This is a genomic window from Pseudomonas sp. F8002, from assembly GCF_013385495.1.
GTDB lineage: Bacteria > Pseudomonadota > Gammaproteobacteria > Pseudomonadales > Pseudomonadaceae > Aquipseudomonas.
The window spans coordinates 69243-94495 of sequence record NZ_JACAPW010000023.1; the positions used below are offsets into that span (position 1 = coordinate 69243).

The window sequence follows — 25253 nt, forward strand, 5'->3', positions numbered from 1 at the left end:
GACGCAGAGCATCCCTTGCTGCATTCCCACGCAGAGCGTGGGAACGATCAGTGTATTCAGTTGTTTTGGAGAGTCACCATGAAGCAAACCCCGGCAGAGCGCTTGCAAGCCGAGCGCCAGCAGACCGAGAACCAGTTCGATATCACCCAGTACGAGCACGTGCCCCGTCGCTATTACGGGCGGATGTTTTTTGCCACGTTGATCGTGATCGCACTGGCTGCCTTGCTGCGTGCATTCGCCAACGGTCAGATCGAATGGTCCTACATCGGTCAGTTCCTCACGTCCGAGGCGATCATCTGGGGCCTGGTGAACACCATCATCATGTCGATCCTGGCCATGGCGCTGGGCGTGGTGATCGGGGTGATCACGGCGATCATGCGCATGTCGGCCAACCCGATCCTGCGTTACGTGGCCATCACCTACACCTGGCTGTTCCGGGGTACGCCGCTGATTCTGCAACTGCTGTTGTGGTTCAACCTGGCGCTGATTTTCCCGGTGATCGCGATTCCCGGCCTGTTCAGCATCGATACCGTGGACCTGATGACGCCGTTCGTGGCCGCCCTCCTCGGCCTGAGCATCAACCAGGGTGCCTACACCGCTGAAGTGGTGCGCGCCGGCCTGTTGTCGGTGGACACCGGCCAGTACGAAGCCGCCAAGTCGATCGGCATGCCGAGCCTTCAGGCGCTGCGTAGGGTGATTCTGCCCCAGGCGATGCGGGTGATCATTCCGCCTGTAGGCAACGAGTTCATCAGCATGGTGAAAATGACCAGCCTGGCGAGTGTGATCCAGTACTCGGAGCTGCTGCACAACGCGCAAAACATCTACTACGCCAACGCCCGGGTCATGGAGCTGCTGATTGTTGCAGGCATCTGGTACCTGGCGGTGGTGACTGTTCTTTCATTCGGTCAGAGCCGCCTTGAGCGTCGTTTTGCCCGCGGCGCCGGCAAGCGTTCGTAAGCCCTGACTGAGGAGATTTGCCCCATGAGAAGCATCGTCAAGGCCGTGAACCTGAACAAGTATTACGACCAGTATCACGCGTTGCAGGACATCAACCTGGAAGTCGAACAAGGCGAAGTGCTGTGCATCATCGGCCCGTCCGGTTCCGGCAAAAGTACCCTGCTGCGCTGCGTCAATCAGCTGGAAAAAATCGACAAGGGCGGCCTGTGGGTCGATGGCGAACTGGTGGGCTACCGGGTCGTCGGCAACAAGCTGCATGAGTTGAATGAATCACAGATTGCTCGTCAGCGCCTGGCCACCGGCATGGTGTTTCAGCGCTTCAATCTGTTCCCGCACATGACCGTGTTGCAGAACATCATCGAGGGCCCGTGCCAGGTGCTCAAGCGCTCGCCCAAGGAAGCCACCGAGGATGCGTTGGAGTTGTTGGCCCGCGTCGGCCTGGCGGACAAGCGCAATGCCTACCCGGTGGAGTTGTCCGGCGGCCAGCAACAACGTGTGGCAATTGCCCGTGCGCTGGCGATGCGCCCCAAGCTGATGTTGTTTGACGAACCCACGTCAGCCCTCGACCCGGAGCTGGTAGGAGAAGTGCTGTCGGTGATGCGCGATTTGGCCACCACCGGCATGACCATGATTGTGGTCACCCATGAGTTGGGCTTCGCCCGCGAAGTGTCCAACCGCATGGTGTTTATGGATGCCGGCCAGATTGTGGAAGCCGGCAGCCCGGAAGAAATTCTAATAAGCCCACAAAACCCGCGTACCCAAAGCTTTATTTCTGCCGTTCGCACTTAACTAAAAAACTAACGAGAACGCCCCCATGAAAAATCTGTTTCTTCCAAGTTTGCTCGTAGGCCTGATGGCCTCCACTTCGGTTTTGGCGGCATTGCCGGCAGCGATCAAGGACAAGGGTGAGATCAGCGCGGCCATCGTGCCGAACTACCCGCCGATGGATTTCAAGGACACCGCCACCAACAAGCTCACCGGCCTGGACTTTGACCTGGGCAACGCCCTGGCCGAGCGTTTGGGGGTGAAGATCAAGTGGCAGGAAACCGGCTTCGAACAAATGCTCAGCGGCCTGACCACCAAGCGCGTGGACATTGTGCTGTCGGGCATGACCGACACTGCCGAGCGTCAGAAGGCGGTGACCTTTATCGACTACTTCACCAGCGGCCCGCAGCTGTACACCCTGGCCAAGCGTGAAGACCTCAAGGAATTGACTGACCTGTGCGGTAAAAAAGTCGGCACCAGCCGACGTACCACCTGGCCGTCGGAAATTGCCGCGTGGAGCAAGGAAAACTGCGAGAAGGCCGGTAAGCCAGCCATCGTGGTGATTGGCACTGAGGGTTCGGCGGATGCCCGGGCGCAATTGCAGCAGAACCGTCTGGATGCGGCGATGCAGGGCAGTGAAACCATTCCTTACCTGATGTCGCTGGACAAGGGTAAGTACAAGCCGGTGGGCCTGGCGATTTCCAAGCAGTTCACCGGGCTTGGGATTGAGAAGAGCAATACCGAGTTGGTCACGGCCATCAGTGAGGCGTTGCAGGGCATGATTGATGACGGGACCTACGGCAAGATTCTGCAGAAGTGGGATCTGGAGCAAGGTGCGGTGGAAAAAATCAGCATCAATGCCGGCCAGTAACACCCTATAACCCTGTGGGAGCCGGGCTTGCCCGCGATGAGGGCGTGTCAGTCGATATTTCCAGTGGCTGACACACCGCAATCGCGGGCAAGCCCGGCTCCCACAGGGATCAACTGTGTATGAAAGATCATCGTCAGCCCCAAGAATAAGGACATCCGCCCCACCGTGGCCACGTACTCCCTGGTAATCCGCCGCCTGATGATCTGCTCGGTGACCATCGTCGTCAGCCGCGCCATGACCAGCCCATTGCTCGCCCTGTTGCTGAGCACCCGCCTGGGCCTCAACCAGCAAGACATCGGCTTGCTGATGGGCATCGCCGTGTTCATCGCCACCCTGCTGGGCCTCTATGGTGGCTACATCATCGACCGCCTGGAAAAGCGCAAGCTGCTGATCCTGGCGATGCTTTCCAGCTCCATCGGTTTTCTGTTGCTGACCTTCGCCAGCAACCTGTACCTGACCACCCTGACCCTGGTGATCACCGAAGCCGCTTCGGCGCTGTTCCTGATCGGCTCCAAGGCGATCATCAGCGAGAACCTGCCGGTGGGCCAGCGGGCCAAGGTGTTTTCCCTGCGCTACACCCTGACCAATGTCGGCTACGCCACCGGCCCGATGCTCGGCGTGGTGATTGCCGGGCAGATGCCCCTGGCACCGTTCCTGATCGCCAGCGCGATTGCCTTTGGCAGCCTGTTCCTGATGATCGGCATCCCACCGACCCAGCGCGACGACAGCAACAAACCCTTAAGTTTTCTCAGCACCCTGAGGACCCTGCGCAGCGATCGCACCTTGATCCTGTTTACCAGCGGCAGCCTGTTGAGCACCATTGTCCACGGGCGCTACACCCTCTATCTGTCGCAGTTTCTGCTTGTGGCCTACAAGCCGGAGAACGCGCTGAAAATTCTCTCTGCGGTGCTGGCGTGCAACGCCATCACGGTGATCCTGATGCAATACCAGATCGGCCGCTTCCTCAAGCGTGAACAACTGCGCTACTGGATCGTGCTCGGCACCTCACTGTTTATTGCCGGGTTGATCGGCTTCAGCATGGCGGACGGCCTGGTGTCGTGGTGTGTCGCGATGTTTGTGTTCACCCTCGGGGAGATGATCATCTACCCGTCCGAGTTCCTGTTTATCGACACCATCGCCCCGGACGCCCTGCGCGGCAGTTATTACGGCGCACAAAACCTGGCGGCATTTGGCGGCGCCTTGAGCCCGGTAATCTGCGGCTACCTGCTGATCAATGCATCCCCCGCCTCGATGTTCTATGTACTGAGCGGGTTGACGGCAGTGGGTGGCACCTTGTGTTTCCTGAGTGGCCGGCGTGTGGTGGTCCGTGCGTAATTTCTACTGATATTTGCTCGATATCCCGCTATTAATAGCGAAATCTCTCACGGACCCGAGCCCCATGAAATTCGACACGGCCTACAGCCTGAGTCTCGACGACAAGCTGTCGATCTATGACGTGCGCGACCTGAATTTCGACGAAACCGCCGCCTTCGATTCCGACAAGGACAGTTTCCTGTGCCCCAACGACGAGTGCCGGGCGGCGTTTGCGGCGGGCAATGTGTTGGGCACGTTCAATGCAAAAAACGTCAATTACCTGCGTACGCCCCACTTCAAGAACATCCCCAGCACCCGGCATATCGAGGGTTGCCGTTACGCCAGTCGCCCTGCCGGAAAAGGCGAATCTGAGGATGGGCCGGAGGAAAACTTCCCGTCGGAATTTGTCCTGACGCGGCGCCAGTACGAACGCAAAACGCCGGTCATCGGTGCTGAGGGTGGCACCGCACAAGAGCCACCGAAAACGCCGGCAACCCGCAACGCCTTGTCTCACAGCTCAAGCGACACCACCCCGGACAAGACCAGCGTCTTTGCCCACCCGGTGGAATGCTACGTGTCCAATATCGGCGACAAGGACAAGCTCAAAAGCATGCCCTTGAAGATCGGCGAGCACACCGCGACCTACTGGACGTTTTTCAAGAAGATCGAATACCTGCAAGACAATAAAGGCCTGATCTACTGGGGCAAGATCAAGGAGATCAAGGACTACACCAGCAGCTTTCGCATCGACTTCGAAAAGAAAGCCTGGCTCGACAAGAAGCCCTATTCCATCAACGTTTACCTGAGCAAAAAACTGATCGAGGACTACCGCAAGCGCAAGGCGTTCCTGGAGCAGATCAAGGCCGCGGTGGACAGTGATCGAGCGCTGTATTGCTTCTTCTACGGGGTGACACCGGAGCTGAAACAGGTGCCAAGCAAGAAAAACCCCGAGCAGACGTTCGGGGTATTCAGTGCCAATATCGAGAACCTCGATCACCTGATTATTCGCGAGGCGCCGGGGTTGGAAACCTAAAGCAGCATGCTCACCATCACCACGCCCAACAACCCGATATACACCCGCGCATGCAGTGCATCCGGGATGCGACCGATCCACGGCGTGGCCAGGCGAATGCCCAGCAGCGAACCCAGGGTGAGGATGGCAAACGCCAGCAAGTCGACATAGCCGACAAACCACGCGCCCAATTGCACCTTGGCGAATCCCGCCATGAGCATGTAGGTAAATGTACCGGCCAGCGCCACCGGCACGCTCAGCGGGTTAGCCATGGACGTGGACTGGGACATGCTCAAGCCACAACGGCGTAACAGCGGCACGGTCATCACGCTGCCGCCCACACCCAGGAAGGTCGCGATCACGCCAATGGCGATGCCGCCGCCCGTCACTTCCGCTCCGCTCAGGCGTCGTGGCTGGAGCCTGTCGTCCTGGCTGAGAAAGCCCCTGCGCAACAGGCAATCGACAATGGTGACGGCCAGGTAGGCGATAAAGGCGTACCGCATGAAATCACCGCTGGCGAACATTGCGGCCCCTGCGCCCAGCACGGCGCCGACCCCGATGTACCCGCCCAACGGCCACAGGTAGTGGCGAATCAGATTACCTTTGCGCTGGTGTTTTCCGGTAGCAAGCAGCGCGTTGACGATCATCACGCAGGTCGAGGTGGCGACCGCGATATGCATCGCTGATTCACTCACGCCCGCGTCGCGGCTGAGCTTGAGCATGCCGTACAGCAACGGCACCACCACGAACCCGCCACCGAAGCCGAACAGCACAGCGGTCACGCCTGTCATGCAGCCGAACAGTGCCAGTAATAGATAGAACATCGGGAATCGCCTTCAGTATCAGGGAGAGCTGTCGACGATAGAGATTCAAGGCTTGGCCCGCTTGCGCATGTCGGCCAATAATGTGCGAGATATTGCCACTTCCGGAATCAGCTCCATGCGCAACGTTTCCATCGCTCAGCTCGACCTGACCCCGCGAACGGTCGTGGCAATCGGCACCGACTATCCCCACGGCTATCTGCTCAAGCGCCACAGCCATCGCCGCGGCCAGTTGCTGTATGGCGCCACCGGGGTGATGCAAGTCAGCACCCAGCAAGGCAACTGGGTTGTGCCGCCCCAGCGTGCGGTGTGGATTCCCGCCCAGGTGCCCCATGAGGTGCTGATGATCGGTGTGTCGACGCGCAGCCTGTATATCGAACCGCACGCCGTCACCGACTTGGGCGCCAGTTGTCACGTCATCAATGTTTCACCCCTGATGCGACAGTTGCTGATGGAGGCGGTGGAGCTGCCGCTGGAATACGACGAGGCCGGGCGCGACGGTGCGCTGGTCAGCCTGCTGTTGCATGAACTGGCACGCGCCACGCACTTGCCCCTGCATATCCCGCTGCCGGAGGACCCTCGCCTGCTTGCTCTGTGCCTGACGTTTCTGCAGCGGCCCGACGTGCACCAGTCACCGGTTCAATGGGCGCAACAATCGCACCTGAGCCTGCGCACCTTCAGCCGGCATTTTCGCCAACAAACCGGCCTGAGCTTCGTGCAGTGGCGCCAGCGGGCCTGTGTTGTGCAGGCCTTGGCGCGGTTGGCCAGCGGTGCAAGCGTCACCCGGATCGCCCTGGACCTGGGCTATGAAAACCCGGCGGCATTTTCCAGCATGTTCCGCCGGGTGCTTGGGCAGTCACCGAGCACCTACCTGGAAGGGGCGAAATAGAGCGGCGGCAGCGCTATCGGAAAATCCAGTTGATGAGCGGTCAAAACAACTGTACAAAAACACAGTATAGTTTGCCCTCCCCCGTCGAACCTGGAGAAAGTCCATGTCCTCTCTGGCAATGAGCAGCACCGTAGAACAGCAGATCGTCCTTCATCAATTCACCCCACGGCACAGCGTCCAGGCCCGCCTGATGCTGGGCTGGAGCCGGGAAGACCTGGCCCGGGAAGCGGATGTGGAAGTGGACGCCCTTCAACGTTTTGAAAGCCATGGCGACGTGGACGATGCTGTCCGCCTGAGTGTGGCGTTTCGCCTGGAGGCTGAAGGGTTGGTGTTTTTCCCGGGCTTTGCGCCGGGTTGGGGGATGAATGTGCGGGGCTCTTTGCCACTGTCGTCAGAGCATTCAGTGCTTGAAACGGTTGAGTAAGATTTCTCTTCGCGCTGACGCTTATCCCTATTTAGGTATATCCTCTCATGAGTTCATGGAAGCCACTCCTCTGGGTGGGCGGTAGCAAGAAAGATCTGCAGCAAATGCCTGGGCCTGTTCAAGATGTGTTTGGCTTTGCGCTCCACCTCGCCCAAGGAGGAGGCAAGCACTCACAGACCAAGGCATTGAAAGGGTTTGGCGGTAACGCGGTACTTGAGGTGGTGGAGGATTTCGACAGCAACACTTATCGTGGTGTGTATACCGTCCGTTTCGACTCAGCTGTTTATGTCCTTCATTGCTTCCAGAAAAAGTCGACGAAAGGCATCGCTACAGCACAGCACGACATACAACTGATCAAACAGCGACTCAAGGCGGCGCAGGATCATGCACAAGCATCACAACGCGATTGAGATCGAAGAAAGCAGCGGCAATGTCTATGAAGACATCGGGCAGCCCGACGCCAGTGAAATGCAGGTCAAGGCACAGCTGGCGACGAAGATTGGTGAGATTCTCAAGGCACGTAGCCTCACTCAGGCACAAGCCTCCGTCATTCTCGGTTTATCCCAACCCAAGGTGTCTGAAATGCTGCGTGGCAGGTTTCGGGGTATCAGTGAAGCCAAAATGCTTGAGTGTTTGTCGCGCCTGGGGCGCGATGTGCAAATCGTTATTACAGCTGCGCCAGCTTCACGTACTCAAGGACGTATTGAAGTGCTATTCGCCTGAGTTGCCCTAGGTTCTGGCTCCCGCAAGTTCACGCCTGCAACTGCAACGCCCGACGGATCATTTGTGGCGGTTGGCCAAACGCTCGCAGGAAGGCTCGACGCATGCGCTCCGGGTCACCGAAGCCCGTCTCTCGGGCGACGACGTCGATGGAGTGGCTGCCGGATTCGAGCATCAACCTCGCCGCTTCAATGCGCAGGTGTTCTACCGCCTTGGCCGGGGATTGCCCGGTTTCGGCGCGGAACAGTCGGCTGAACTGACGCGGGCTGAGGTGTGCCGCTTGCGCCAGTTGTTCTACCGAGAGGTCCTCGTGCAAGTGCCCTTTGGCCCACGCCAGGGCGGTTTGTACGCGGTCGGACTTTGGGTCCAGTTCCAGCAACGCCGAGAACTGTGACTGGCCACCGGCACGGCGATGGTAAACCACCAGTTTTTTCGCCACGTCGCGGGCCACTTCCACGCCCAAATCGTGCTCGACCAGAGCCAGGGCCAGGTCGATGCAGGCGGTCATCCCGGCAGAAGTCCAGAGCGGGCCATCGACGGTGAAGATCCGGTCTTCCTCCAGCTTCACATTGGGGTAGCGCTGGCGAAACGTCATGGCGTGGTACCAGTGGGTGGTGGCCTTGCGCCCTTCCAGCAGGCCGGCCGCTGCCAGGTGGAACGAACCGGTGCAGGCCGACGTAACCCGGCGCGACGCCGTCAATGACGCTTGCAGGTACTCCACCATGCCAGGAGTGGGCTCAAGTAGTTCGTTGTCCCCCAGCACCAGGATCGTGTCGTAGACCTGCTGCCCGAACGCCAGGCTATCAATGGCAAAGCCCATGGAGCTTTTTATCGGCCCGCCATGCTCCGACAACAAGTCCACGCGGTAGAACGGTCGCCCCACCACGAAGTTGGCAAATTCGAACACGCTGCTGGTGGACAGGCTGAGCACCTGGAAACCGGGAAACAGCAGGATACCGACGGACACCATGACCAAACCTCATGTCTCTAAAAGAGGGATATATGACATTGCAGCCACCACATTACACCCATAATCTTGGTTCCAACAAGGCCGATCCCCTCCCCGGCCCATTTGGAGCAACTGCCATGTCGCAACACAAAGGTTATGCCCTGATTACCGGTGCCTCGTCAGGAATAGGCGCGGTGTATGCCGACCGCCTGGCCCGTGCCGGCTACGATCTGATTCTGGTGGCCCGCAACCAGCAACGTCTGGAGCAGTTGGCAACACGCTTGAACGCCAATACCCAGCGTGACGTGCAAGTGATAGCGGCCGATCTCAATCTGCCAGCCGACTTGGCGCGAATCGCCCGGATCGCGCACGAAGACAGCCGTATCAGCCTGCTGGTGAATAACGCTGGTGTGGGCGCCACGGCTTCGCTGCTGGAGTCAGATGCCGACAAAATGGACGCGATGATTCTGCTGAACGTACTGGCGCTGACCCGCCTGGCCAAAGCCGCGGCAACCAACTTTGTCGCCCAGGGCCGTGGCACGATTATCAATATCGGCTCGATTGTCGCTCTCGCTCCCAAAGTGCTGAACGGCGTGTATGGCGGTACCAAAGCGTTCGTGCAGGCGTTCAGCGAATCGCTGCAGCATGAGCTGAGTGACAAGGGCGTGGTGGTCCAAGTGGTGCTGCCAGGCGCTACCGCCACGGAGTTCTGGGACATCGCCGGCCTGCCTGTGAACAACCTGCCGGAAGCCATGGTGATGACCACCGAGAACCTGGTGGACGCCGCCCTGGCAGGCCTTGCCCAGGGCGAAGCCGTGACGATTCCGTCCCTGCCGGATAGTGCCGATTGGGACACCTACGAAAGCGCACGGCTGGCCCTGGGCCCGAACCTGTCGCACCGTGAACCCGCCGCTCGTTATGGGTTGAAGTAATCCGGACTAGCGCAGGCCGGGTGTAAACGCAGGCTTCCTGATTGCATGGGAGGCCTGCTCATACCCGTAAGCGACCGACAGCAACGTGGCTTCGCTCAAATTTGCCCCGTAGAAGTGAACGGCCGTTGGCATCCCTTCATCATCCATTCCCGATGGCATGGAGATACCGGGATAACCGGCCACTGCCGAGTAGTAGTAACTGTACGAGTGAAAATTGGACAATTCGCTCCTGTTGGTTTTTCCAATAATCACCACGCCGGCCTTCAGCAGGTTGTCCACCACCTTGGCGTTCCTTGAAGCGGGCCTGCCCACCCGCGCCATGGAGCCACCGCTGGTCTGCATCTTGTCGCCGGTTTCGAACACATCCTTGAGCGCTATCGGAACGCCATGCAAAGGCCCGCGCCCAAACCCGGTCCGATCATAAATACTCCCCGCCTGCCTGAATGTTGGGAATACCGTCCGATATCCCTGCCCCAGTCTAAGAAGCGAAATACTCGATGACTCGGGGGCAACTCTCACCGCCGCGTACGATCACTCTCCCCATGGCGTAGGCCCTTAAAGCCGCCCCAGAACCTGCTGACAACCTCGAACCAACGCCGCCAGACGATCTCTGGACCAGTGCGCACCATAGAACCAGACGACCCTCGACACCCCGTCGACGTCGGTGCCCGCGGGCACGCTGAAGCGTGGGTTATCGGCAGTCGCTGCTTTGTGGAAAGCAACACCTTGCGCATCCGCCACCACCCCATCCAGGCGGTTTTCCGTGACCCGGTCGTTAATCTCATTGCCGGGGTCCAGGGTAAAGTGACGTGTGTCATCGGTCACCCGCGCCGTCACAGGCACCAATTGCGCACCGGCTGCACGCAGTACGTCCAGTACCCGGGCAAAGTGCGGGCTGTGTTTGGCGGGTTTGCGCACATCACCGGTAACGTACTCGCTGGCAAAACCAATACGGCTGCCAGCCAGGGGCGGTGTGTTGATCAGATGACCCGGATCAGCGACGGGTGGAATCTCCACCATCACCCGCCCCTCGGGGTCGACACCGCTGAGGGCAATCAGTGATAACGCGGGATCGCGCACGCTGTGCATCATGGGGCCAGGGAGGTCGAGCCTGGGGCCGTAACCGCCCGTGGAGCCAAACTCCAGGCCGCCCTGGTGAGTGGCCGAATTGACGATCGTACCGGCCGCATGACTGCCAAACACGACGCCCTGGCTGGCAGTGGGGGCGCAAGGCTGGGGAGTACAACCGTCCCCCGATCCTGAAGGCTTGAACAGGCAGCGCACGCCCGGCCCCGTGACCTTCCTACTCTTATCGTCCATACACTCCCACGCCCGGAATAAAGTTTCGAGGCGTGATTGCATCCCTTCAGCGAGGTGGATGTCTGTCGGAAATGGCTGGTTTTGGCTCGTTCAAAAGCCCTGAAAGCGCGATCAGACGGTGATTATCCGCTGACGTGCGCTTCACTGCCCTGATGCTCGACGTCCAGCCACCAGGCCTGCCCGCGCTCCGGCTGGTTGAGCATGAACGCCTGCCCCATCGCCGGTGTGGTGATCGACACGTTACGCTCCCATGCCAGCGCCATGATGCGGTCGAAGGGTTCGTGCCATGCATGAAACGCCAGGTCGAACGTGCCGTTGTGGATCGGCAGCAACCAGCGGCCCTTCAAGTCGATGTGCGCCTGCAGGGTTTCTTCCGGTTGCATGTGCACGTGGGGCCAGTCGACGTTGTAGGCACCCGTCTCCATCAGGGTCAGGTCAAACGGGCCGTACTGCTCGCCGATACGCTTGAAGCCCTCGAAATAGCCGGTATCGCCGCTGAAGAAAATTCGCCGCGGGCCGTCGATCATCACCCACGAACACCACAGCGTCTGGTTGCCATCGAACAGGCCGCGCCCGGAAAAGTGCTGGGCCGGCGTGGACACAAAACGAATCCCGTCCACTTCAGTGCCCTGCCACCAATCCAGCTGCCGCACCTTGCTGGCATCCACGCCCCACTTGACCAGCGTATCGCCCACACCCAGCGGCGCGAGGAAATAGCGGGTCTTGTCCGCCAGTTGCACCACCGCCTTGTGGTCCAGATGGTCGTAGTGGTTGTGGGAAAGAATCACCGCCTCGATCGGCGGCAGGTCCTCAAGGCTGATCGGCGGCTGATGGAAACGCTTGGGGCCCGCCCAACTGAACGGCGAAGCACGCTCGGCGAACACCGGGTCGGTCAGCCAGAACTTGCCGCGCATTTTCAGCAGCACGGTGGAATGGCCGAGGCGGAAAACGCTATGGTCCGGGGCGGCAAACAGTTGCTCGCGAGTCAGCGGCTGCACCGGGATCTCACCCACCGGGCGCGTGCTGCGTGGCTTCTGGAAGAGCATCTTCCACATGATGCCCAGGGTCTTGCCCAAGCCGCCATGCTGGATGGGCTTCTGATTGGTGAAGTGACCTTGATGCTGTTCGGAAGACTTGGGCGCTGTAGAAGAACTGTCGAGACGGGTTGAGATCGTGGCCATTACCGAGGAACTCCTGCAGACTGCTCTAAAAATTACACTGCACAGTGTAGTTTCTAGATTGCAACAAAACCGGGAGCAAGTAAACTACCGAGTGTAAGTTTCCCTTCAGAGCCGAACTCCCACCATGACTGTACCCCTGCGCCTCACCGACCGTAAACGCGAAGCCATCGTGGCAGCCGCCATTGCCGAGTTTCGTGACAACGGGTTCGAGGTCACCAGCATGGACAAGATTGCGGCCACGGCGGGGGTTTCCAAGCGCACGGTGTACAACCACTTCCCGAGCAAGGAAGAGCTGTTCGCCGAGATCCTGCATCAACTGTGGGCCAGCAGTGTTGCGCAACTGGACGTCAGCTACGCCAGCGACCGCCCGCTGCGGGAGCAACTGCGCGGGTTGCTGCAGGCCAAGATGACGATGATGTCGGACGCCAACTTCCTCGACCTGGCCCGGGTCGCGATTGCCGCCACCATCCACTCGCCGGAGCGTGCCCAGGACATGGTCAACCGCCTGAGCAAGCGTGAAGAAGGCTTCACCCAATGGGTGCGCGCCGCCCAGGAAGACGGCCGGCTGAGCTGCACCGACCCATGCTTCGCCGCCCACCAGGTGCAAAGCCTGCTCAAGGCCTTTGCCTTCTGGCCACAGATCACCCTCGGCCAGCCGACCCTGGACGCCGACGCCCAAGCGAACGTCATCGAGTCGGCCATCGACCTGTTCCTCGCAGGCTATGAGGTCGTGCCGCAGCACTGACCTGTTGCAGGAACGACATCCAAGGTCGTTTTTATCTGATTCGCCGCGTGTCCTTTGCAAATGGCCTGGAAGGACACTGATTATTCCCACGCGAATAACTGACAATATTCACACGTATTATCCGACCAGTGGTTTTCCCGATCACGTGTGCCGTCGTACCTGCAAAAAAAGAATCGACCCAGGAATCTATGGAAAACCAACGAGGCAAAGGGCTGTCATTTGCCAGACGTATCTACAGGCCAAGGATCATCGGCCTGGGCATCGGCTGCATCAGCGTCATCGCCGCGCTCTACCCACTGCAAATGCCAGGCTGGGTCTGGGCGTTGCTGCTGTTCAATGGTTTTGGCTGGGCGCACCTGGCCTATCAACTTTCGACCCGCTCCGATTTCCCCTACAAGGCGGAACGGCGAAACCTGCTCTACGACTCGCTGCTCGGCGGGTTCTGGGCGGCGACTACACAGTTCACGCCACTGACGGCCGTGACCATCCTGTCGATGATGACCATGAACAACGTCGCCGCCGGCGGCAAACGCCTGTTCCTCCACGGCATCGTGGCGCAACTGGCAGGTATCGGCGTGTCCTGGCTGCTGTTTGGCATCCACTTCAATCCCGACGTCAGCCTGGTCCAGGTCTACGCCTGCCTGCCGATGCTGACCCTGTATCCCATGGCGCTGGGCATGGTCTGCTACCGCCTGGCGATCAAATTGTCGGAACACAAACGCGCCCTGAGCGCCCTGAGCCGCACCGACAGCCTCACCGGCCTGCTCAACCACGGTTCTTGGAAAGACCTGCTGCACCTGAAGTTTCACAAGTGCCAGCAACAACATGGGAACGCCACCATCGCGCTGATCGACATCGACCATTTCAAGCAGATCAACGACAGCTATGGGCACATCATCGGTGACCAGGTTCTGCGCCAACTAAGCCTGGAACTTCGACGCAACCTGCGGGCAAACGACCTGGCCGGGCGATACGGCGGCGACGAGTTCTGTGTGATTCTTCCGGACATGCCCATGGAACAGGCCGCGCAAGTCATGGAACGCATGCGCGAGGTGTTCAGCAATTACCGCAACCCGGAAATCCCCGAACTGCGGGTCAGCCTGAGCATTGGCCTGGCGTCTTTCCAGAGCACCTTCACCGACGCGGCCATGTGGCTCAACGCAGCGGACCGCGCGCTGTACGCGGCCAAGGACACCGGCCGTAACCGAGTCAATATCAGCGACTACGTGGTCGCCCATTCCGCCTGAATCCCGCCCTCTGCATCTCGTCTGAATTAAACGCGCCCGTCGCCGACCGATAGCATAATGCCGCCATTGGTCGACTGGCATAGAACTTCTTGCCGGCCATACGACTCAGAACCCGCTGTTCCACCCCGCTGCCAGCACAAGGAAGCTGGCAATGAGCACGTTTGCCGTATGGCCAGGCCTTACGGTGGCAGGCGCCCCCACGGATACCCCTGACGCTTGCTTCCCCCGAGCACACGACCATGCTATTCAACGCCCATAAAAAAACCATCAGTACCCTGCAAGCCACCATTGCCCAGCAAGCCAGCCTTCTCGACGCCATCGACCGCTCCATGGCGGTGATTGAATTTGATCTGCAAGGCACGGTCCTGCGGGCCAACGAGAATTTTCTCAAGGCCATGGGCTACACCGCCGACCAAGTCGTGGGCCAGTCCCACCGCCTGTTCTGCACCCCGGTCTTTGCCCGCAGCGCCGAGTACGGCCAGCTATGGACGCAACTGCGCAACGGCCAATTCCAGTCCGGCACCTTTGAGCGCGTGACCAGCGACGGCCAGCCGATCTGGCTGGAGGCCAGCTACAACCCGGTGCGCGACGAGTCCGGCAGCGTGCTGAAAGTGGTGAAGTACGCCATGGACGTCACCCCGAAAATGCAGGCCGAGAGTGAAGCCAACGCCAAGTTGCAGGCCATCGACCGCGCCATGGCGGTGATCGAGTTCAACCTCGACGGCACCATCATCAGCGCCAACCAGAATTTCCTGCAGCGCATGGGCTACAACCTGGCGCAGGTGCAGGGCAAGCATCACCGCATGTTCTGCACACCGGAGCTGGCCAACAGCAGCGCCTACAGCGATTTCTGGCGACGGCTGAACCAGGGTGAGCTGTTCAACGGCCAGTTCGAACGCATCGACAAAAACGGCCAGGTGGTGTGGCTGGAAGCCAACTACAACCCGGTGTACGACGCCAGCGGGCGCCTGTGCAAGGTGGTGAAATACGCCTCCGACGTCACGGCCATGGTGGAGAAACACGCGGCCGACGCGCAAAGCGCCACCCAGGCTTATCACATCTCGCTGCAAACCCGGGACATCGCCGAAAAAGGCGCCGAGGTGATCCAGCAGACCGCCACCGGCATGCGTGAGATTGCCGCCAATATCGACGGTTCTTCCGCGCTGATCGCCAAGCTGGGCGAGCGTTCGCAGCAGATCACCGCCATCGTCAACACCATTCGCGGGATTGCCGACCAGACCAACCTGCTGGCATTGAACGCTGCCATCGAAGCCGCACGCGCCGGCGAACAAGGGCGTGGCTTTGCGGTGGTGGCCGATGAAGTGCGGCAATTGGCGGCGCGCACTAGCGGTTCAACGGCCGAGATTTCGTCGATGATCGAGATGATCCAGACCGAAACCCGCCAGGCCATCGACAGCATGGACGGTACCCGCGACCGCGCCGCCCAGGGCGTGGACCTGGCCAACCAGGCCGGCACGGTGATCCTGCAGATTCGCGAAGGCGCCAGCGAGGCGGTGCAGGCTGTGAGTGCGTTTGCCAATGAACGGGGCAACAGGTAAGCGACAGGCTTCTTCATGTGCCAGGCCGAGGGCTCGGTCTATAGTGGTGGCTTGTCTTACGCCACGGATTCGAGCCCGCCATGACCCCGGATAAACCTGAAGCCAACGCTGACCACCTGCGCTTTCATCGTAAACACGCCCATCTCGCGCCGACCTTTGGCAACGACACCTTTGCGTTGAAAGCCGAAGCCTTCGCGCGCTTCTTTGGCACCCCGACGTTCCTGGGGGCGCAAACGGCAATCGTGATTCTGTGGGTCGTGCTCAACATGACCGGCATCACGCACTTTGACGTCTACCCGTTCATCCTCTTGAACCTGGCGTTCAGCCTGCAATCGGCCTACGCCGCGCCGTTGATTTTGCTCGCCCAGACCCGCCAGGCCGCACGGGACAAGGCCCAATCCGACGCCGACGCCCAGCACCGCGAAGCCCTGGCCGTGGCCAACACCGAACGCCAGGCCCAGGCGGCGCAGACCACCAAGCAACTCCTGGAACTGTTGGAGCAGAACACCAAGCTCACCGAGATGACCAAACAACTGACCGAACGCATCGAAGGGCTGACCAGCGAAATGCACGACCAATTCGTGCGCAAGACCTGACCCTCCCACGCATCCCGTGTGGGAGCTGGCTTGCCTGCGATTGCATCACCGCGGTATGCCTGATGCACCACAGCGCCTGTATCGCAGGCAAGCCAGCTCCCACAGTTATCTCACCGGCAAACGCACATGCTGGCCCAACTGATCAAATAACGTCACCACCGAGCGCAAGGCCCGGCAATCGGGGCGCGTCAGCAGCCACAGGGCGGTGTCGTGCCCCACCAGCGGCGGGCTCAACGGTTGCAGGTCCGCGCCCAGCAGGTAATCCGGCAACGCGGCCACGCCGAGTCCCGCGCGCACCAACTCGGTTACCGAAACCATGCTGTTGCAGCGATAGGCCGGCATCACTCCCGGCAAGTGCTGGCGCCGCCAGGTGACGGTGGGGTGATCCGGCAGGAAGTCATCCGGCGCGATCCAGTTCAGGGCCGCCAGTTCCTCCCCCGCATGCTGGCGGGCATAGTCGGCACTGGCGCACACCCGATACGACACCGTGCCCAGGCAACGTCCTACCAGATGCTCGGGCGGTGCCTTGGTCAGGCGCAGGGCAATATCCGCATCGCGGCGACTGAGGTTGGCGAAGTCATTGGACGTGCTCAGCTCCAGGGTCAACGCCGGGTAGCCCGGCATGAACTGCGCCAGGGCCGGCAGCAACAGTGACTGCAATACCGAGTCCGTGCACGTCAGGCGCACCGTACCGCTGATCACTTCACCGCCCTGCTCCACTCCCACCCGTGCTGCCTCCAGCGCCTGTTCGGCACGTTCGGCCTGCTCGGCGAGGGTGGTGGCCAAAGTGGTGGGCAGGTAGCCGGCGCGGCTCTTTTCGAACAGCGTCTGGCCCAGTGCCGTCTCCAGCCGCCGCACCGCGCGAAACACCGTAGACACATCCACCCGCAGCAACGCCGCCGCCCGCGCGAGCGTGCCGCCGCGCACCAGGGCGAGGATCAGGGAAAGGTCTGGGTAGTCGATCTGATAGTGCGCCGCTGCATTGAACATGTGTGTTAACGCCAATATTGATTGCGTGAACGCCAATCTATAGTGAGCGCCAGGACTCAACAAGCCACGGATACCCTCGATGAATAAAACCACCCTGCACCTGGCCCTGATCGGCGACTACGATGCACAGGTCACCGCCCACCAGGCCATTCCCCTGGCGTTGCAACAGGCCGGCGCGGCGCTGGGCCTGACGGTGCGGTTCGACTGGCTGGCCACCGACACGATCAAATCCACCGAACAACTGCAGCACTACGACGGCTTCTGGTGCGTCCCCGCCAGCCCCTACCGAGACCTTGACGGCGCGCTGCTGGCCATCCGGTATGCCCGTGAACAAAAGCGCCCGTTCCTCGGCACCTGCGGCGGTTTTCAACACGCGGTGCTGGAATATGCCCGCAACGTGCTGGGCTGGGCCGACGCCGAGCATGGCGAACTGGCTCCCGATTCGCCCCGTGCAGTACTCACGCCCCTGACCTGTGCGCTGGTGGAAGCGACCGACACCATCCGCTTGATGGCCTATACCCGCATCGCCGAGGCCTACGCCACCCTGGATATCCATGAAGGCTACCGTTGCCGCTATGGCATCAATCCAGACTTCGAAAGCGCATTGCTGGAAGCCGACCTGATTGCCAGCGGCCATGACTCGGCGGGCGACCTGCGGGCGGTGGAGCTGCTGGACCATCCGTTTTTTGTCGCCACCCTGTTCCAGCCGGAACGTGCGGCGCTTAAAGACGTCACCCCGCCGCTGGCCATTGCGCTGCTGAAGGCCTGCGCATGATCGCCAAGACACCCAAACCGCCGTACTACGCCGTGGTGTTCAGTTCATTGCGCACTGAAGGTGACAACGGTTACGGACAAGCCGCCGACCGCATGCTGGAACTGGCCCGGCAACAACCCGGTTTTCTCGGCGTGGAATCGGCGCGCGGGGACGACGGGCTGGGCATCACGGTGTCCTACTGGAGCAGCGAAGCCGCGATCCTGGCGTGGAAGCAGCACGCCGAACACACTGAGGTGCGCGAACAGGGCCGCGCCACCTGGTACTTGGCGTGCCATACACGAGTGTGCAAGGTGGAGCGGTCTTACGCGTTCGAGCGCTGAAACCTCAGCCCGTGTAAAACACTTAATGTGGACAAGGGAGGCTCTGTGGTGAGGGCGCTTGCTGTAGTGAGGGAGCTTGTGTGGTGAGGGAGCTCCCTCACCACACAAGCTCCCTGCCACAGCAAGCTCCCAAGCCACAAAAAGCGCTCCAGCCGCAGGGCTATGCGGCACTCAACTGACCAGACTGCGCACCGCACTGATCTGTGGAATCTCCACCCGACGCATGTACACCCGCAGCGGTTCGGTGATGTTGATGCGATCGTCGATGTTCTGGTCCAGCAACAACTGGATCCGCTCGCGGGACAAGGTCATGGCCTGCCCGTCGACCGGCAGCCAGACAAACTCGGCGGTTGGGATGATGCCGTCATCGGCCACGTCCATGCCGAAGGAGTCTTCGCTGAAACGGACGATGTACTGGCCAGTCTTGCGGTTCAGGCCGACAAAACCCTGGAGTTGGTCGGCGGCCTGGCAGATAAGCTCGGAGGTGATGCGCATGGTAAACCTCACTGAAAAGTCCTACTTGGACTGGAAAGATGGTTTACACGCGTGGCAGGAAAATCTGCCCTCTGATGGGGCATTTCAAGGCAAGAGTACTGCATCGCACCGCACAAAAGTGCAGAAAAATGGCCGGTGAACGCGTTAATGTCGGTTTGGTGATAGCGCCATTCGCAAGCAATTGTTAAAAAGGAGCCCTTCTCAAAGTTACCTCCACGAAAGGACTTCGCATATGCCTGTCACGTTTACCAAGAGTGCCCTGCTGCTGGCCCTGATGCTGGGCCTTGGCCACGCACAGGCGGCAAGCCCGATCAGCCCTACCGAATTGGCCACCAACGAAGGCATTCCGCACCCCGCCGTGATTGCCCACCGTGGCGCCTCCTTCGATGCACCGGAATCCACCGCCGCCGCCTACAAAGTCGCGCGCGACCTGGGTGCCGACTACCTGGAAATGGACCTGCAACGCAGCAAGGACGGCGTGCTATTCGCCCTGCATGACAACAACCTGCAACGCACCACCGACGTCGCCACCAAGTTCCCGGAGCGCAAGGACAGCCCGGCCAACGAATTCACCTGGGCCGAGCTTAAAACCCTGGACGCCGGCAGCTGGTTCAACGCCGCCTACCCGGATCGCGCCCGCCCAGGCTTCGTCGGCCTGAAAATCCTCAGCCTGGACGAAATCATCAAGATCGCCGAAGGCAACCCGCAGCACAAACCCGGCCTGTACATCGAAACCAAGGAGCCGAAGCAATTCCCGGGCATCGAGGCCGACCTGAAGAACAAACTGCTGGATAAAGGCTGGTTGAGTTCCACCGGCTCCAACCAGGCCCAGAAAAACATCGGCGTCGGCCAGGGCAAGGGCCGCGTGGTACTGCAAACCTTTGAGAAAGACAGCCTGAAAGAACTGCAAAAAGAGATGCCCAACACCCCGAAAATCCTGCTGTTGTGGGTAGGTGAAGGCAGCATCGAACCGAAATCCAAGGTGCCCTTCGCCGAGTCCGGCGAGCCGAGCAAAGCCGCCTACTACGCCAAGCAGGAGCCGAAGGACGCCGCCGAGTTCGAAAAATGGATCGACGAGGCCAAGAGCCTGGGCGCCATCGGTACCGGCCCTTCGGCACAGCTGACCAACCTGGGCGACCAGAGCTATTCCGACCTGGTCAAACCCGAGATGAACCAGTTGACCCACGACAAGGGCTTGCTGGTGCACGTGTACACCGTGGATGAGCCGGTGGACTTCGACAAGGTCATGAAAGCCGGCGTCGATGGCATCTTCACCAACCGCGCTGCCGAACTGCTGAAGTACTACAAGCGCTGGCCGTCCTCGAGTGTGACCGACCTGCTGCAGGACAACGGTTACTGAGTGAGCCCCGAATGGTCAGGTCGCCTGTGGCTGGGGCCTGACTACGGGCTGATCCAGGGCACACCGGGGCGCACCGCGCCCCATGCACACTATGCCCACCAGCTGATGTTCTCCGCGGGCGGGCCGGTCACGGCCAGCCTCGATGGCCGTGTCATCACGGCCCATCGCCTGTTTATCCCGTCCAGAATGCCCCACGCCATCCTCCAAACCCATGGCGAGGTATTGATGGTGTATGCCGAACCCGGCGCCTTTGATATCGCCCCCTTGCAGGCCGCCCTGGCCGACAGTGAACGGTCCCTGGAAGCACTCGAGCGCACGCTGCGCCAATTGCCGAGACGCGCACTGGAAGATGCCAGGGTGGAGCGCGCGCTGTCGGCGCTGGATCAGCAACTGAGTGGCAAGGTCTCGGCCCACGCCCTGGCACAGGCGGCGCACGTTTCGTTGAGCCAGCTGGAACGTTTGTTCGCCAACCAACTGGGTTTGCCGGTACGTCGCCTGGTGTTGTGGCGGCGCTTGCGGGTGGCGCTGGGACTGGCGCTCGGCGGCAGCACCCTGACCGAGGCTGCCCATGGCGCCGGGTTCGCCGATTCGGCGCATTTTTCCCGGACCATGAAACAACTATTCGGCGTCACGGCCGGGGCGTCGTTGCGCAACCTGCACGTACGAATCCTCGACTAGACCCGCGGGAACCGGCGGCTCCTTGCTCAATTGCACCGTCCTGAACGGATCGCGCAACTGCGCCACATACTCCCGCGGAAAATCCGGCCGGCTGCCAATCCCCAAGTCGCCCTGCCCCATTCGATAGTCATGGCTGTAAAACGCCGTGCCCAACAGCCAATCCCACAGATTGAAAAACAAGCCGAAATTCACATCCCCAGCCCGGCCATATTTCATGTGATGAAAACGATGCACCGGCGCCCAGGCGAACACCCAGCGCAGCGGCCCCAGGCGCATGTTGACATTGGAATGCTGCAACAGCAGCTGCACGGCAATCGCCAGGGCCAGCAGCAGCGCCACCTCCGTGGGAATGCCCAGCAGGATCAACGGCGTCAACCCCGCCGTGGCTTCCAGCATCTGGTGCAACGGATGCTTCATCAAGCCATTGAAGCCATACAGCCGTTGCACGCTGTGGTGCACCGCATGCAGGCGCCACAAGGCAGCGACTCGGTGGCTGGCGTAATGCATCAGGGTGATGCCCGCATCGGCAATGAAGATCGCCAGCAGCAATTGCGCCCAGAGCGGCCACGCCCGCGGCCATACACCGTCGACGGCCAACAGCGCGGTCAGCACCGGCAAGATCAACAAGCCCACCGCATTGAGGCCCTCATTGACCAACGCATGAATCAAGTCGCGACGCCGATCACCCTGGTTGCGATTCCACTGCGGCTCATAGGGCAACCACCACTCGGCGATAAACGACACCGCCACCGCCAGAACAAATACCAGCCCCAGCCACTGCAGCGCATCCCTCTGCACCAGCCACAGCGCCCACCCGATAAACCCCGCCCAGAACAAGGGCGCATACACCCAGGCCATTAACTGTTTCATCTGTGCCTCCCGTAAGTGAGACGCCAGCATGAAACCCCGCACTCGCCGCCGATTGAACAAACGGCGCAATCTTAAGGGTGAGTTAAGTTGCGCTGGTTAACCTGATCCCACTTAAACAGCTCACCCCAAAGGATCACACCATGAAAAACCTGACCGCTCTGTTCGCTGCTGCCGCCTTGACCCTTACCGCCGGTTTGGCCCAGGCCGATGTTCGCCCGGACCAGATTCCGAGCCTGCTCAAGTCCGGTGCCGTGATGGATTTTGAAAAGCTCAACGCCAAGGCTGTGGCCCAGCACAAAGGCGCCACCATCGTTGACACCGAACTGGAAGACAAAGCCGGCCGCCTGGTCTACGAGACCGAACTGCGTGACACCAGCAACGTGAAGTGGGACGTGAAGCTGGATGCCAAGACCGGCGAAGTCCTGGAAAACAAGCAAGACACTTGAGTTGAACCGCAAAAACGCCGCGCCGCCTTCGGGCCGCGCGGCTTTTTTATGCGCGCTCGTCGCCCAGAAGAGCAATTAGTCTAATTAGCGTGAACGAATTTGTACCTTACGCCGCCAAGCTCGCTAGAATCCCAACCATCAGCCAAGGCACAACGCCAGCAGCATCAGGACCGGAACCGTTCGCCATGGGGCAAAAAGCCGTCGACATTGCCACCATTGGCAGAATCAGCGCCGTCCCGGCGATTCTCCAGGTAGTCAGCGAGATGACCGGCTTGCGTTTTGCGGCCGTGGCCCGGGTCACCGATGATTCATGGACCGCCTGCGCCGTGCGCGACCAACTGGACTTCGGCCTGCCCGTGGGTGGCGAGCTGGATCTGACCACCACCCTGTGCCACGAAATACGCGACTCCCACGTCTCGATCGTGATCGACAAAGCCAGCGAAGACCCGCTGTACCGCGACCACCACACGCCGCGTATCTACCACTTTGAAAGCTACATCTCGGTGCCAGTGTTCCGCACCGACGGGCGTTTCTTCGGCACCATCTGTGCCCTGGACCCGAACCCGGCGCAACTGCGCAGCAGCACCATCCAGTCGACCATGGAGTCGTTTGCCCGGGTGCTGTCGCTGCAGATCGAAGCCGAAGAAAGCCTCCAGCAGACCGAAGCCGACCTGCAGCAGGAGCGCGAAACCGCTGAACTGCGCGAACAATTCATCGCCGTGCTCGGCCACGACCTGCGCAACCCGCTGTTCGCGATCAACGTCGGCGCCGAACGCCTGCTGCGCAAACACCCGGACCCGGCCACCGACACGCTGGTGCGGCACATGCTGGCCAGCGGCCGCCGGGCCTCGCAACTGGTGGAAGACGTACTGGACTTTGCCCGCGGGCGAATGGGCAGCGGCATCCCGGTGAACATCAGTGAATGCACCGGGCTTGAAGACACTTTGCAGCATGTGGTGGAAGAGGTGCAGCACGTGCACCCCAAGCGGCTGATTCACGCCCACATCGGCAATCTCAAGGGTGTGAAAGGCGACCGCGAGCGGCTCGCGCAATTGCTCTCCAACCTGGTGGCCAACGCCATCAGCCACGGCAACCCGCAAGGGCCGGTTGAAGTCAGTGCGCAGGTCAACGCCGGCACGTTTGAGTTAACGGTGAAAAACCTTGGGCTGATCAGTGAGCAAGCCATGCCGCTGCTGTTCCAGCCCTACTCCCGACCGACGGGCGCCCTGCCCCAGGCCGGGTTGGGCCTGGGGTTGTACATCGTCAAGCAGATTGCCGACGCCCATGGCGGGCGGCTGGAAGTGTCTTCCCACGAGCAGGACGGCACGGTGTTCAGCTTCAGCTTGCCCGCGGGCGATTGACGGCCACCTCAAACCGTCACAAAACCGTCAAATCCTGTTGCCATGATGCGCTCAAGTGAACCTGTGAAATTTCCTACAGGCACTTTCCCTGCGAGCCTCCATGAACCACAGCATCGACCACAGCCACCAGGACTCCGACCTGTTTGGCTTGCTCTACGGTTTTCGTTTCCGCCCCGGTGAAAAGGGCGAACAGATTGATTCAGCCACTGCCCTTGCGGCCTTGCAGCAACCCGGTGACCCCGACGAATTCCTCTGGCTGCATTTGAACCTGGCCCACGCCGCGTGCGAGCGCTGGATGCAGGCGCACCTGAACCTGCCGGAAGAATTCTTCGAAGCCTTGCACGAAGGCTCACGCTCCACCCGCATCGAACACGTGGACTCGGCCTTGCTGGCGGTGGTCAACGACGTGGTCTTCAACTTCAGCAGCATGGTGTCTTCAGACATTTCCACGTTATGGGTGTGCGCCCGCAGTCGGCTGCTGATCAGCGCGCGCCTGCAACCGCTGCATTCGGTGGACAAGCTGCGCTCGTCGGTTAAGGCCGGTGAACACTTTCGCTCGCCGCTGGAACTGCTGGTGCATTTGCTGCGGGACCAGGGCGAGGTGCTGACACAGATCGTGCGCAAGACCAGCCTCAGCGTCGACCAGATCGAGGACCAGTTGCTGTCGTCACGCCTGTCCACCAACCGCGCCGAACTGGGTGCCGCGCGCCGGGTGCTGGTGCGCCTGCAACGGCTGCTGGCGCTGGAGCCCGGCTCTTTGCTGCGGCTGCTCAATCGCCCGCCCCAGTGGCTGCAGAAGGAAGACGTGAAAGAGCTGCGCAAATCCACCGAGGAGTTTGCGCTGATCATCAACGACCTGATGGCGTTGGGTGAGCGGATCAAGCTGCTGCAGGAAGAGATCGCCGCCAACCTCAACGAACAGAGCAACCGCACGTTGTTCACCCTGACCGTGGTCACGGTGCTGGCGTTGCCGATCAACATCATTGCCGGTTTTTTTGGCATGAACGTTGGTGGCGTGCCGCTCTCCACAGACCCGGAAGGCTTCTGGATTCTGGTGGCGCTGGTGGCGACATTCACCCTGATTGCCGGACGCTGGGCGTTTCGCAAGCGCAAGGATTATTGAATTTGAAATGCGATCAAGTGTGGGAGCTGGCTTGCCTGCGATAGCGGTGGTGACTGATACACCGCTATCGCAGGCAAGCCAGCTTGTATGGTTAGACTTGTAGGGGTGGTGGGACTAAAAGCCAGCATCTGACTCTAGCCAGTACAGACCGTGGGAGACTTCGCCCCACCCCTTCACCAAAGCGCCGATAAGGAATGCATCGGCCATGACCGACGATAGAAGCAAGCCAGCGCAACGGTGAAGCCCCGACAAGCCCATAAACCCTAACCCGGAGCGTTTTTCATGGCAATGACTGTCTTGCAATCAATCATCGGCGTGGATGTCGCTAAAGCTGAAGTCGTGGCCTGTCACTTTGAAACAGACGAATTGAAGATTGTGCCGAACAACAAAACAGAGCTGAAGGCGTGGCTCAAATCCCTCCCCGTGGACAGTGCCATCGCGATTGAGGCGACCAATATCTATCACCTGGATACGGTCAATTTGGCTCACGGGATGGGCCATAAGGTTTACTTGATTGATGGCTACCGCCTTAA

Annotated in this window: 29 protein-coding genes and 1 pseudogene; 22 read left to right on the top strand and 8 right to left on the bottom strand. The window is 60.5% G+C overall.

Annotated elements, in window-relative coordinates:
• Nucleotides 1-78 precede the first annotated feature (78 nt).
• The 5 genes from HX811_RS17725 to HX811_RS17745 all read left to right on the top strand — a co-directional run bounded on the left by HX811_RS17725 (nucleotide 79) and on the right by HX811_RS17745 (nucleotide 4940).
• Nucleotides 79-957 (top strand): amino acid ABC transporter permease, encoded by an 879-nt coding sequence (locus tag HX811_RS17725; protein WP_003211504.1) that lies wholly within the window; start codon nucleotides 79-81, stop codon nucleotides 955-957.
• 24 nt (nucleotides 958-981) lie between these two features.
• Nucleotides 982-1746, top strand: a complete 765-nt coding sequence (locus HX811_RS17730; RefSeq protein WP_003211502.1) for an amino acid ABC transporter ATP-binding protein — start codon at nucleotides 982-984, stop codon at nucleotides 1744-1746.
• A 25-nt stretch (nucleotides 1747-1771) separates the two neighbouring features.
• Complete coding sequence (locus HX811_RS17735) at nucleotides 1772-2593, top strand: ABC transporter substrate-binding protein (protein WP_102605193.1); 822 nt, start codon at nucleotides 1772-1774, stop codon at nucleotides 2591-2593.
• A gap of 165 nt (nucleotides 2594-2758) precedes the next feature.
• On the top strand, nucleotides 2759-3928 hold the full coding sequence (locus HX811_RS17740; protein WP_003211499.1) for an MFS transporter: 1170 nt from the start codon (nucleotides 2759-2761) through the stop codon (nucleotides 3926-3928).
• A 64-nt stretch (nucleotides 3929-3992) separates the two neighbouring features.
• Complete coding sequence (locus HX811_RS17745) at nucleotides 3993-4940, top strand: hypothetical protein (protein WP_177046739.1); 948 nt, start codon at nucleotides 3993-3995, stop codon at nucleotides 4938-4940.
• Here HX811_RS17745 and HX811_RS17750 read toward each other — a convergent pair.
• The gene (locus tag HX811_RS17750; RefSeq protein ID WP_177046741.1) at nucleotides 4937-5743 is read right to left on the bottom strand and encodes a sulfite exporter TauE/SafE family protein; all 807 of its coding nucleotides are present in this window, start codon (nucleotides 5741-5743) and stop codon (nucleotides 4937-4939) included. The genes HX811_RS17745 and HX811_RS17750 overlap by 4 nt on opposite strands.
• 115 nt (nucleotides 5744-5858) lie before the next feature.
• On the opposite strand from HX811_RS17750, the gene HX811_RS17755 reads away from it, so the two are divergent.
• The 4 genes from HX811_RS17755 to HX811_RS17770 all read left to right on the top strand — a co-directional run bounded on the left by HX811_RS17755 (nucleotide 5859) and on the right by HX811_RS17770 (nucleotide 7776).
• Entirely contained in the window at nucleotides 5859-6629 is a 771-nt protein-coding gene (locus tag HX811_RS17755; protein ID WP_177046743.1) for a helix-turn-helix transcriptional regulator, read from the top strand.
• Nucleotides 6630-6732: 103 nt separating this feature from the next.
• A complete protein-coding gene (locus HX811_RS17760; RefSeq protein WP_023659239.1) occupies nucleotides 6733-7053 on the top strand; it encodes a helix-turn-helix transcriptional regulator in 321 nt (106 codons plus the stop codon).
• Between the two features lie 47 nt (nucleotides 7054-7100).
• Entirely contained in the window at nucleotides 7101-7463 is a 363-nt protein-coding gene (locus HX811_RS17765) for a type II toxin-antitoxin system RelE/ParE family toxin (RefSeq protein WP_003211487.1), read from the top strand.
• A complete protein-coding gene (locus HX811_RS17770) occupies nucleotides 7438-7776 on the top strand; it encodes a helix-turn-helix domain-containing protein (RefSeq protein WP_177046745.1) in 339 nt (112 codons plus the stop codon). The genes HX811_RS17765 and HX811_RS17770 overlap by 26 nt, the downstream gene beginning before the upstream one ends.
• A gap of 28 nt (nucleotides 7777-7804) precedes the next feature.
• On the opposite strand, the gene HX811_RS17775 is transcribed toward HX811_RS17770, so the two are convergent.
• A complete protein-coding gene (locus tag HX811_RS17775; protein ID WP_008432938.1) occupies nucleotides 7805-8743 on the bottom strand; it encodes a GlxA family transcriptional regulator in 939 nt (312 codons plus the stop codon).
• Nucleotides 8744-8859: 116 nt separating this feature from the next.
• Between HX811_RS17775 and HX811_RS17780 the strand changes: the two genes are divergently transcribed.
• Entirely contained in the window at nucleotides 8860-9654 is a 795-nt protein-coding gene (locus tag HX811_RS17780; RefSeq protein WP_177046747.1) for an SDR family oxidoreductase, read from the top strand.
• Nucleotides 9655-9660: 6 nt separating this feature from the next.
• On the opposite strand, the gene HX811_RS17785 is transcribed toward HX811_RS17780, so the two are convergent.
• From HX811_RS17785 to HX811_RS17795, 3 genes are all read right to left on the bottom strand, one after another.
• Nucleotides 9661-10173, bottom strand: coding sequence for an amidase family protein (locus tag HX811_RS17785; protein WP_371132449.1), 513 nt, complete (start codon nucleotides 10171-10173; stop codon nucleotides 9661-9663).
• Between the two features lie 36 nt (nucleotides 10174-10209).
• Complete coding sequence (locus HX811_RS17790) at nucleotides 10210-10974, bottom strand: hypothetical protein (protein WP_177046749.1); 765 nt, start codon at nucleotides 10972-10974, stop codon at nucleotides 10210-10212.
• 122 nt (nucleotides 10975-11096) lie between these two features.
• The gene (locus tag HX811_RS17795) at nucleotides 11097-12155 is read right to left on the bottom strand and encodes an MBL fold metallo-hydrolase (RefSeq protein ID WP_177046751.1); all 1059 of its coding nucleotides are present in this window, start codon (nucleotides 12153-12155) and stop codon (nucleotides 11097-11099) included.
• A 124-nt stretch (nucleotides 12156-12279) separates the two neighbouring features.
• Here HX811_RS17795 and HX811_RS17800 point away from each other — a divergent pair, with 124 nt between their 5' ends.
• The 4 genes from HX811_RS17800 (at nucleotide 12280) to HX811_RS17815 (ending at nucleotide 16302) form a co-directional block, all read left to right on the top strand.
• Complete coding sequence (locus tag HX811_RS17800) at nucleotides 12280-12900, top strand: TetR/AcrR family transcriptional regulator (protein WP_003211473.1); 621 nt, start codon at nucleotides 12280-12282, stop codon at nucleotides 12898-12900.
• 188 nt (nucleotides 12901-13088) lie between these two features.
• Nucleotides 13089-14147, top strand: a complete 1059-nt coding sequence (locus HX811_RS17805; protein ID WP_003211472.1) for a diguanylate cyclase — start codon at nucleotides 13089-13091, stop codon at nucleotides 14145-14147.
• Between the two features lie 239 nt (nucleotides 14148-14386).
• Nucleotides 14387-15706 (top strand): PAS domain-containing methyl-accepting chemotaxis protein, encoded by a 1320-nt coding sequence (locus HX811_RS17810; RefSeq protein WP_177046753.1) that lies wholly within the window; start codon nucleotides 14387-14389, stop codon nucleotides 15704-15706.
• Between the two features lie 80 nt (nucleotides 15707-15786).
• Nucleotides 15787-16302: a DUF1003 domain-containing protein gene (locus HX811_RS17815; RefSeq protein ID WP_177046755.1), complete on the top strand. Its 516-nt coding sequence runs from the start codon at nucleotides 15787-15789 to the stop codon at nucleotides 16300-16302.
• Nucleotides 16303-16407: 105 nt separating this feature from the next.
• On the opposite strand, the gene HX811_RS17820 is transcribed toward HX811_RS17815, so the two are convergent.
• Nucleotides 16408-17292 (bottom strand): LysR family transcriptional regulator, encoded by an 885-nt coding sequence (locus HX811_RS17820; RefSeq protein ID WP_003211467.1) that lies wholly within the window; start codon nucleotides 17290-17292, stop codon nucleotides 16408-16410.
• 79 nt (nucleotides 17293-17371) lie between these two features.
• Here HX811_RS17820 and HX811_RS17825 point away from each other — a divergent pair, with 79 nt between their 5' ends.
• Together HX811_RS17825 and HX811_RS17830 are read left to right on the top strand one after the other, a co-directional pair.
• The gene (locus HX811_RS17825) at nucleotides 17372-18067 is read left to right on the top strand and encodes a CTP synthase (protein WP_177046757.1); all 696 of its coding nucleotides are present in this window, start codon (nucleotides 17372-17374) and stop codon (nucleotides 18065-18067) included.
• Nucleotides 18064-18387, top strand: a complete 324-nt coding sequence (locus HX811_RS17830) for an antibiotic biosynthesis monooxygenase (RefSeq protein ID WP_177027668.1) — start codon at nucleotides 18064-18066, stop codon at nucleotides 18385-18387. The genes HX811_RS17825 and HX811_RS17830 overlap by 4 nt, the downstream gene beginning before the upstream one ends.
• Before the next feature lie 171 nt (nucleotides 18388-18558).
• On the opposite strand, the gene HX811_RS17835 is transcribed toward HX811_RS17830, so the two are convergent.
• Nucleotides 18559-18882 carry a DUF2025 family protein gene (locus tag HX811_RS17835; protein ID WP_008432956.1) on the bottom strand — a complete coding sequence of 108 codons (324 nt, stop codon included), beginning with the start codon at nucleotides 18880-18882 and terminating at the stop codon, nucleotides 18559-18561.
• Nucleotides 18883-19114: 232 nt separating this feature from the next.
• On the opposite strand from HX811_RS17835, the gene HX811_RS17840 reads away from it, so the two are divergent.
• Nucleotides 19115-20242 (top strand): glycerophosphodiester phosphodiesterase, encoded by a 1128-nt coding sequence (locus HX811_RS17840; RefSeq protein ID WP_177046759.1) that lies wholly within the window; start codon nucleotides 19115-19117, stop codon nucleotides 20240-20242.
• Nucleotides 20243-20920 carry a helix-turn-helix domain-containing protein gene (locus tag HX811_RS17845; protein WP_177046761.1) on the top strand — a complete coding sequence of 226 codons (678 nt, stop codon included), beginning with the start codon at nucleotides 20243-20245 and terminating at the stop codon, nucleotides 20918-20920. It abuts the gene before it with no gap.
• On the opposite strand, the gene HX811_RS17850 is transcribed toward HX811_RS17845, so the two are convergent.
• Nucleotides 20861-21790: a sterol desaturase family protein gene (locus HX811_RS17850; protein ID WP_177046763.1), complete on the bottom strand. Its 930-nt coding sequence runs from the start codon at nucleotides 21788-21790 to the stop codon at nucleotides 20861-20863. The genes HX811_RS17845 and HX811_RS17850 overlap by 60 nt on opposite strands.
• A 140-nt stretch (nucleotides 21791-21930) precedes the next feature.
• Between HX811_RS17850 and HX811_RS17855 the strand changes: the two genes are divergently transcribed.
• From HX811_RS17855 to HX811_RS17870, 4 genes and pseudogenes are all read left to right on the top strand, one after another.
• A complete protein-coding gene (locus HX811_RS17855; protein ID WP_003211453.1) occupies nucleotides 21931-22236 on the top strand; it encodes a PepSY domain-containing protein in 306 nt (101 codons plus the stop codon).
• 185 nt (nucleotides 22237-22421) lie between these two features.
• Nucleotides 22422-23597 carry a GAF domain-containing sensor histidine kinase gene (locus HX811_RS17860; RefSeq protein ID WP_177008452.1) on the top strand — a complete coding sequence of 392 codons (1176 nt, stop codon included), beginning with the start codon at nucleotides 22422-22424 and terminating at the stop codon, nucleotides 23595-23597.
• A 100-nt stretch (nucleotides 23598-23697) separates the two neighbouring features.
• Nucleotides 23698-24720, top strand: a complete 1023-nt coding sequence (locus HX811_RS17865; protein ID WP_003211449.1) for a transporter — start codon at nucleotides 23698-23700, stop codon at nucleotides 24718-24720.
• Between the two features lie 282 nt (nucleotides 24721-25002).
• Nucleotides 25003-25253, top strand: a pseudogene (locus HX811_RS17870) (IS110 family transposase); the annotation flags it as partial.

Coding starts and splice junctions, on each gene's coding strand:
- HX811_RS17725 (WP_003211504.1), top strand. CDS start 79: ATGAAGCAAACCCCGGCAGAGCGCTTGCAAGCCGAGCGCCAGCAGACC.
- HX811_RS17730 (WP_003211502.1), top strand. CDS start 982: ATGAGAAGCATCGTCAAGGCCGTGAACCTGAACAAGTATTACGACCAG.
- HX811_RS17735 (WP_102605193.1), top strand. CDS start 1,772: ATGAAAAATCTGTTTCTTCCAAGTTTGCTCGTAGGCCTGATGGCCTCC.
- HX811_RS17745 (WP_177046739.1), top strand. CDS start 3,993: ATGAAATTCGACACGGCCTACAGCCTGAGTCTCGACGACAAGCTGTCG.
- HX811_RS17750 (WP_177046741.1), bottom strand. CDS start 5,743: ATGTTCTATCTATTACTGGCACTGTTCGGCTGCATGACAGGCGTGACC.
- HX811_RS17755 (WP_177046743.1), top strand. CDS start 5,859: ATGCGCAACGTTTCCATCGCTCAGCTCGACCTGACCCCGCGAACGGTC.
- HX811_RS17760 (WP_023659239.1), top strand. CDS start 6,733: ATGTCCTCTCTGGCAATGAGCAGCACCGTAGAACAGCAGATCGTCCTT.
- HX811_RS17765 (WP_003211487.1), top strand. CDS start 7,101: ATGAGTTCATGGAAGCCACTCCTCTGGGTGGGCGGTAGCAAGAAAGAT.
- HX811_RS17770 (WP_177046745.1), top strand. CDS start 7,438: ATGCACAAGCATCACAACGCGATTGAGATCGAAGAAAGCAGCGGCAAT.
- HX811_RS17775 (WP_008432938.1), bottom strand. CDS start 8,743: ATGGTGTCCGTCGGTATCCTGCTGTTTCCCGGTTTCCAGGTGCTCAGC.
- HX811_RS17780 (WP_177046747.1), top strand. CDS start 8,860: ATGTCGCAACACAAAGGTTATGCCCTGATTACCGGTGCCTCGTCAGGA.
- HX811_RS17790 (WP_177046749.1), bottom strand. CDS start 10,974: ATGGACGATAAGAGTAGGAAGGTCACGGGGCCGGGCGTGCGCTGCCTG.
- HX811_RS17795 (WP_177046751.1), bottom strand. CDS start 12,155: ATGGCCACGATCTCAACCCGTCTCGACAGTTCTTCTACAGCGCCCAAG.
- HX811_RS17800 (WP_003211473.1), top strand. CDS start 12,280: ATGACTGTACCCCTGCGCCTCACCGACCGTAAACGCGAAGCCATCGTG.
- HX811_RS17805 (WP_003211472.1), top strand. CDS start 13,089: ATGGAAAACCAACGAGGCAAAGGGCTGTCATTTGCCAGACGTATCTAC.
- HX811_RS17810 (WP_177046753.1), top strand. CDS start 14,387: ATGCTATTCAACGCCCATAAAAAAACCATCAGTACCCTGCAAGCCACC.
- HX811_RS17815 (WP_177046755.1), top strand. CDS start 15,787: ATGACCCCGGATAAACCTGAAGCCAACGCTGACCACCTGCGCTTTCAT.
- HX811_RS17820 (WP_003211467.1), bottom strand. CDS start 17,292: ATGTTCAATGCAGCGGCGCACTATCAGATCGACTACCCAGACCTTTCC.
- HX811_RS17825 (WP_177046757.1), top strand. CDS start 17,372: ATGAATAAAACCACCCTGCACCTGGCCCTGATCGGCGACTACGATGCA.
- HX811_RS17830 (WP_177027668.1), top strand. CDS start 18,064: ATGATCGCCAAGACACCCAAACCGCCGTACTACGCCGTGGTGTTCAGT.
- HX811_RS17835 (WP_008432956.1), bottom strand. CDS start 18,882: ATGCGCATCACCTCCGAGCTTATCTGCCAGGCCGCCGACCAACTCCAG.
- HX811_RS17840 (WP_177046759.1), top strand. CDS start 19,115: ATGCCTGTCACGTTTACCAAGAGTGCCCTGCTGCTGGCCCTGATGCTG.
- HX811_RS17850 (WP_177046763.1), bottom strand. CDS start 21,790: ATGAAACAGTTAATGGCCTGGGTGTATGCGCCCTTGTTCTGGGCGGGG.
- HX811_RS17855 (WP_003211453.1), top strand. CDS start 21,931: ATGAAAAACCTGACCGCTCTGTTCGCTGCTGCCGCCTTGACCCTTACC.
- HX811_RS17860 (WP_177008452.1), top strand. CDS start 22,422: ATGGGGCAAAAAGCCGTCGACATTGCCACCATTGGCAGAATCAGCGCC.
- HX811_RS17865 (WP_003211449.1), top strand. CDS start 23,698: ATGAACCACAGCATCGACCACAGCCACCAGGACTCCGACCTGTTTGGC.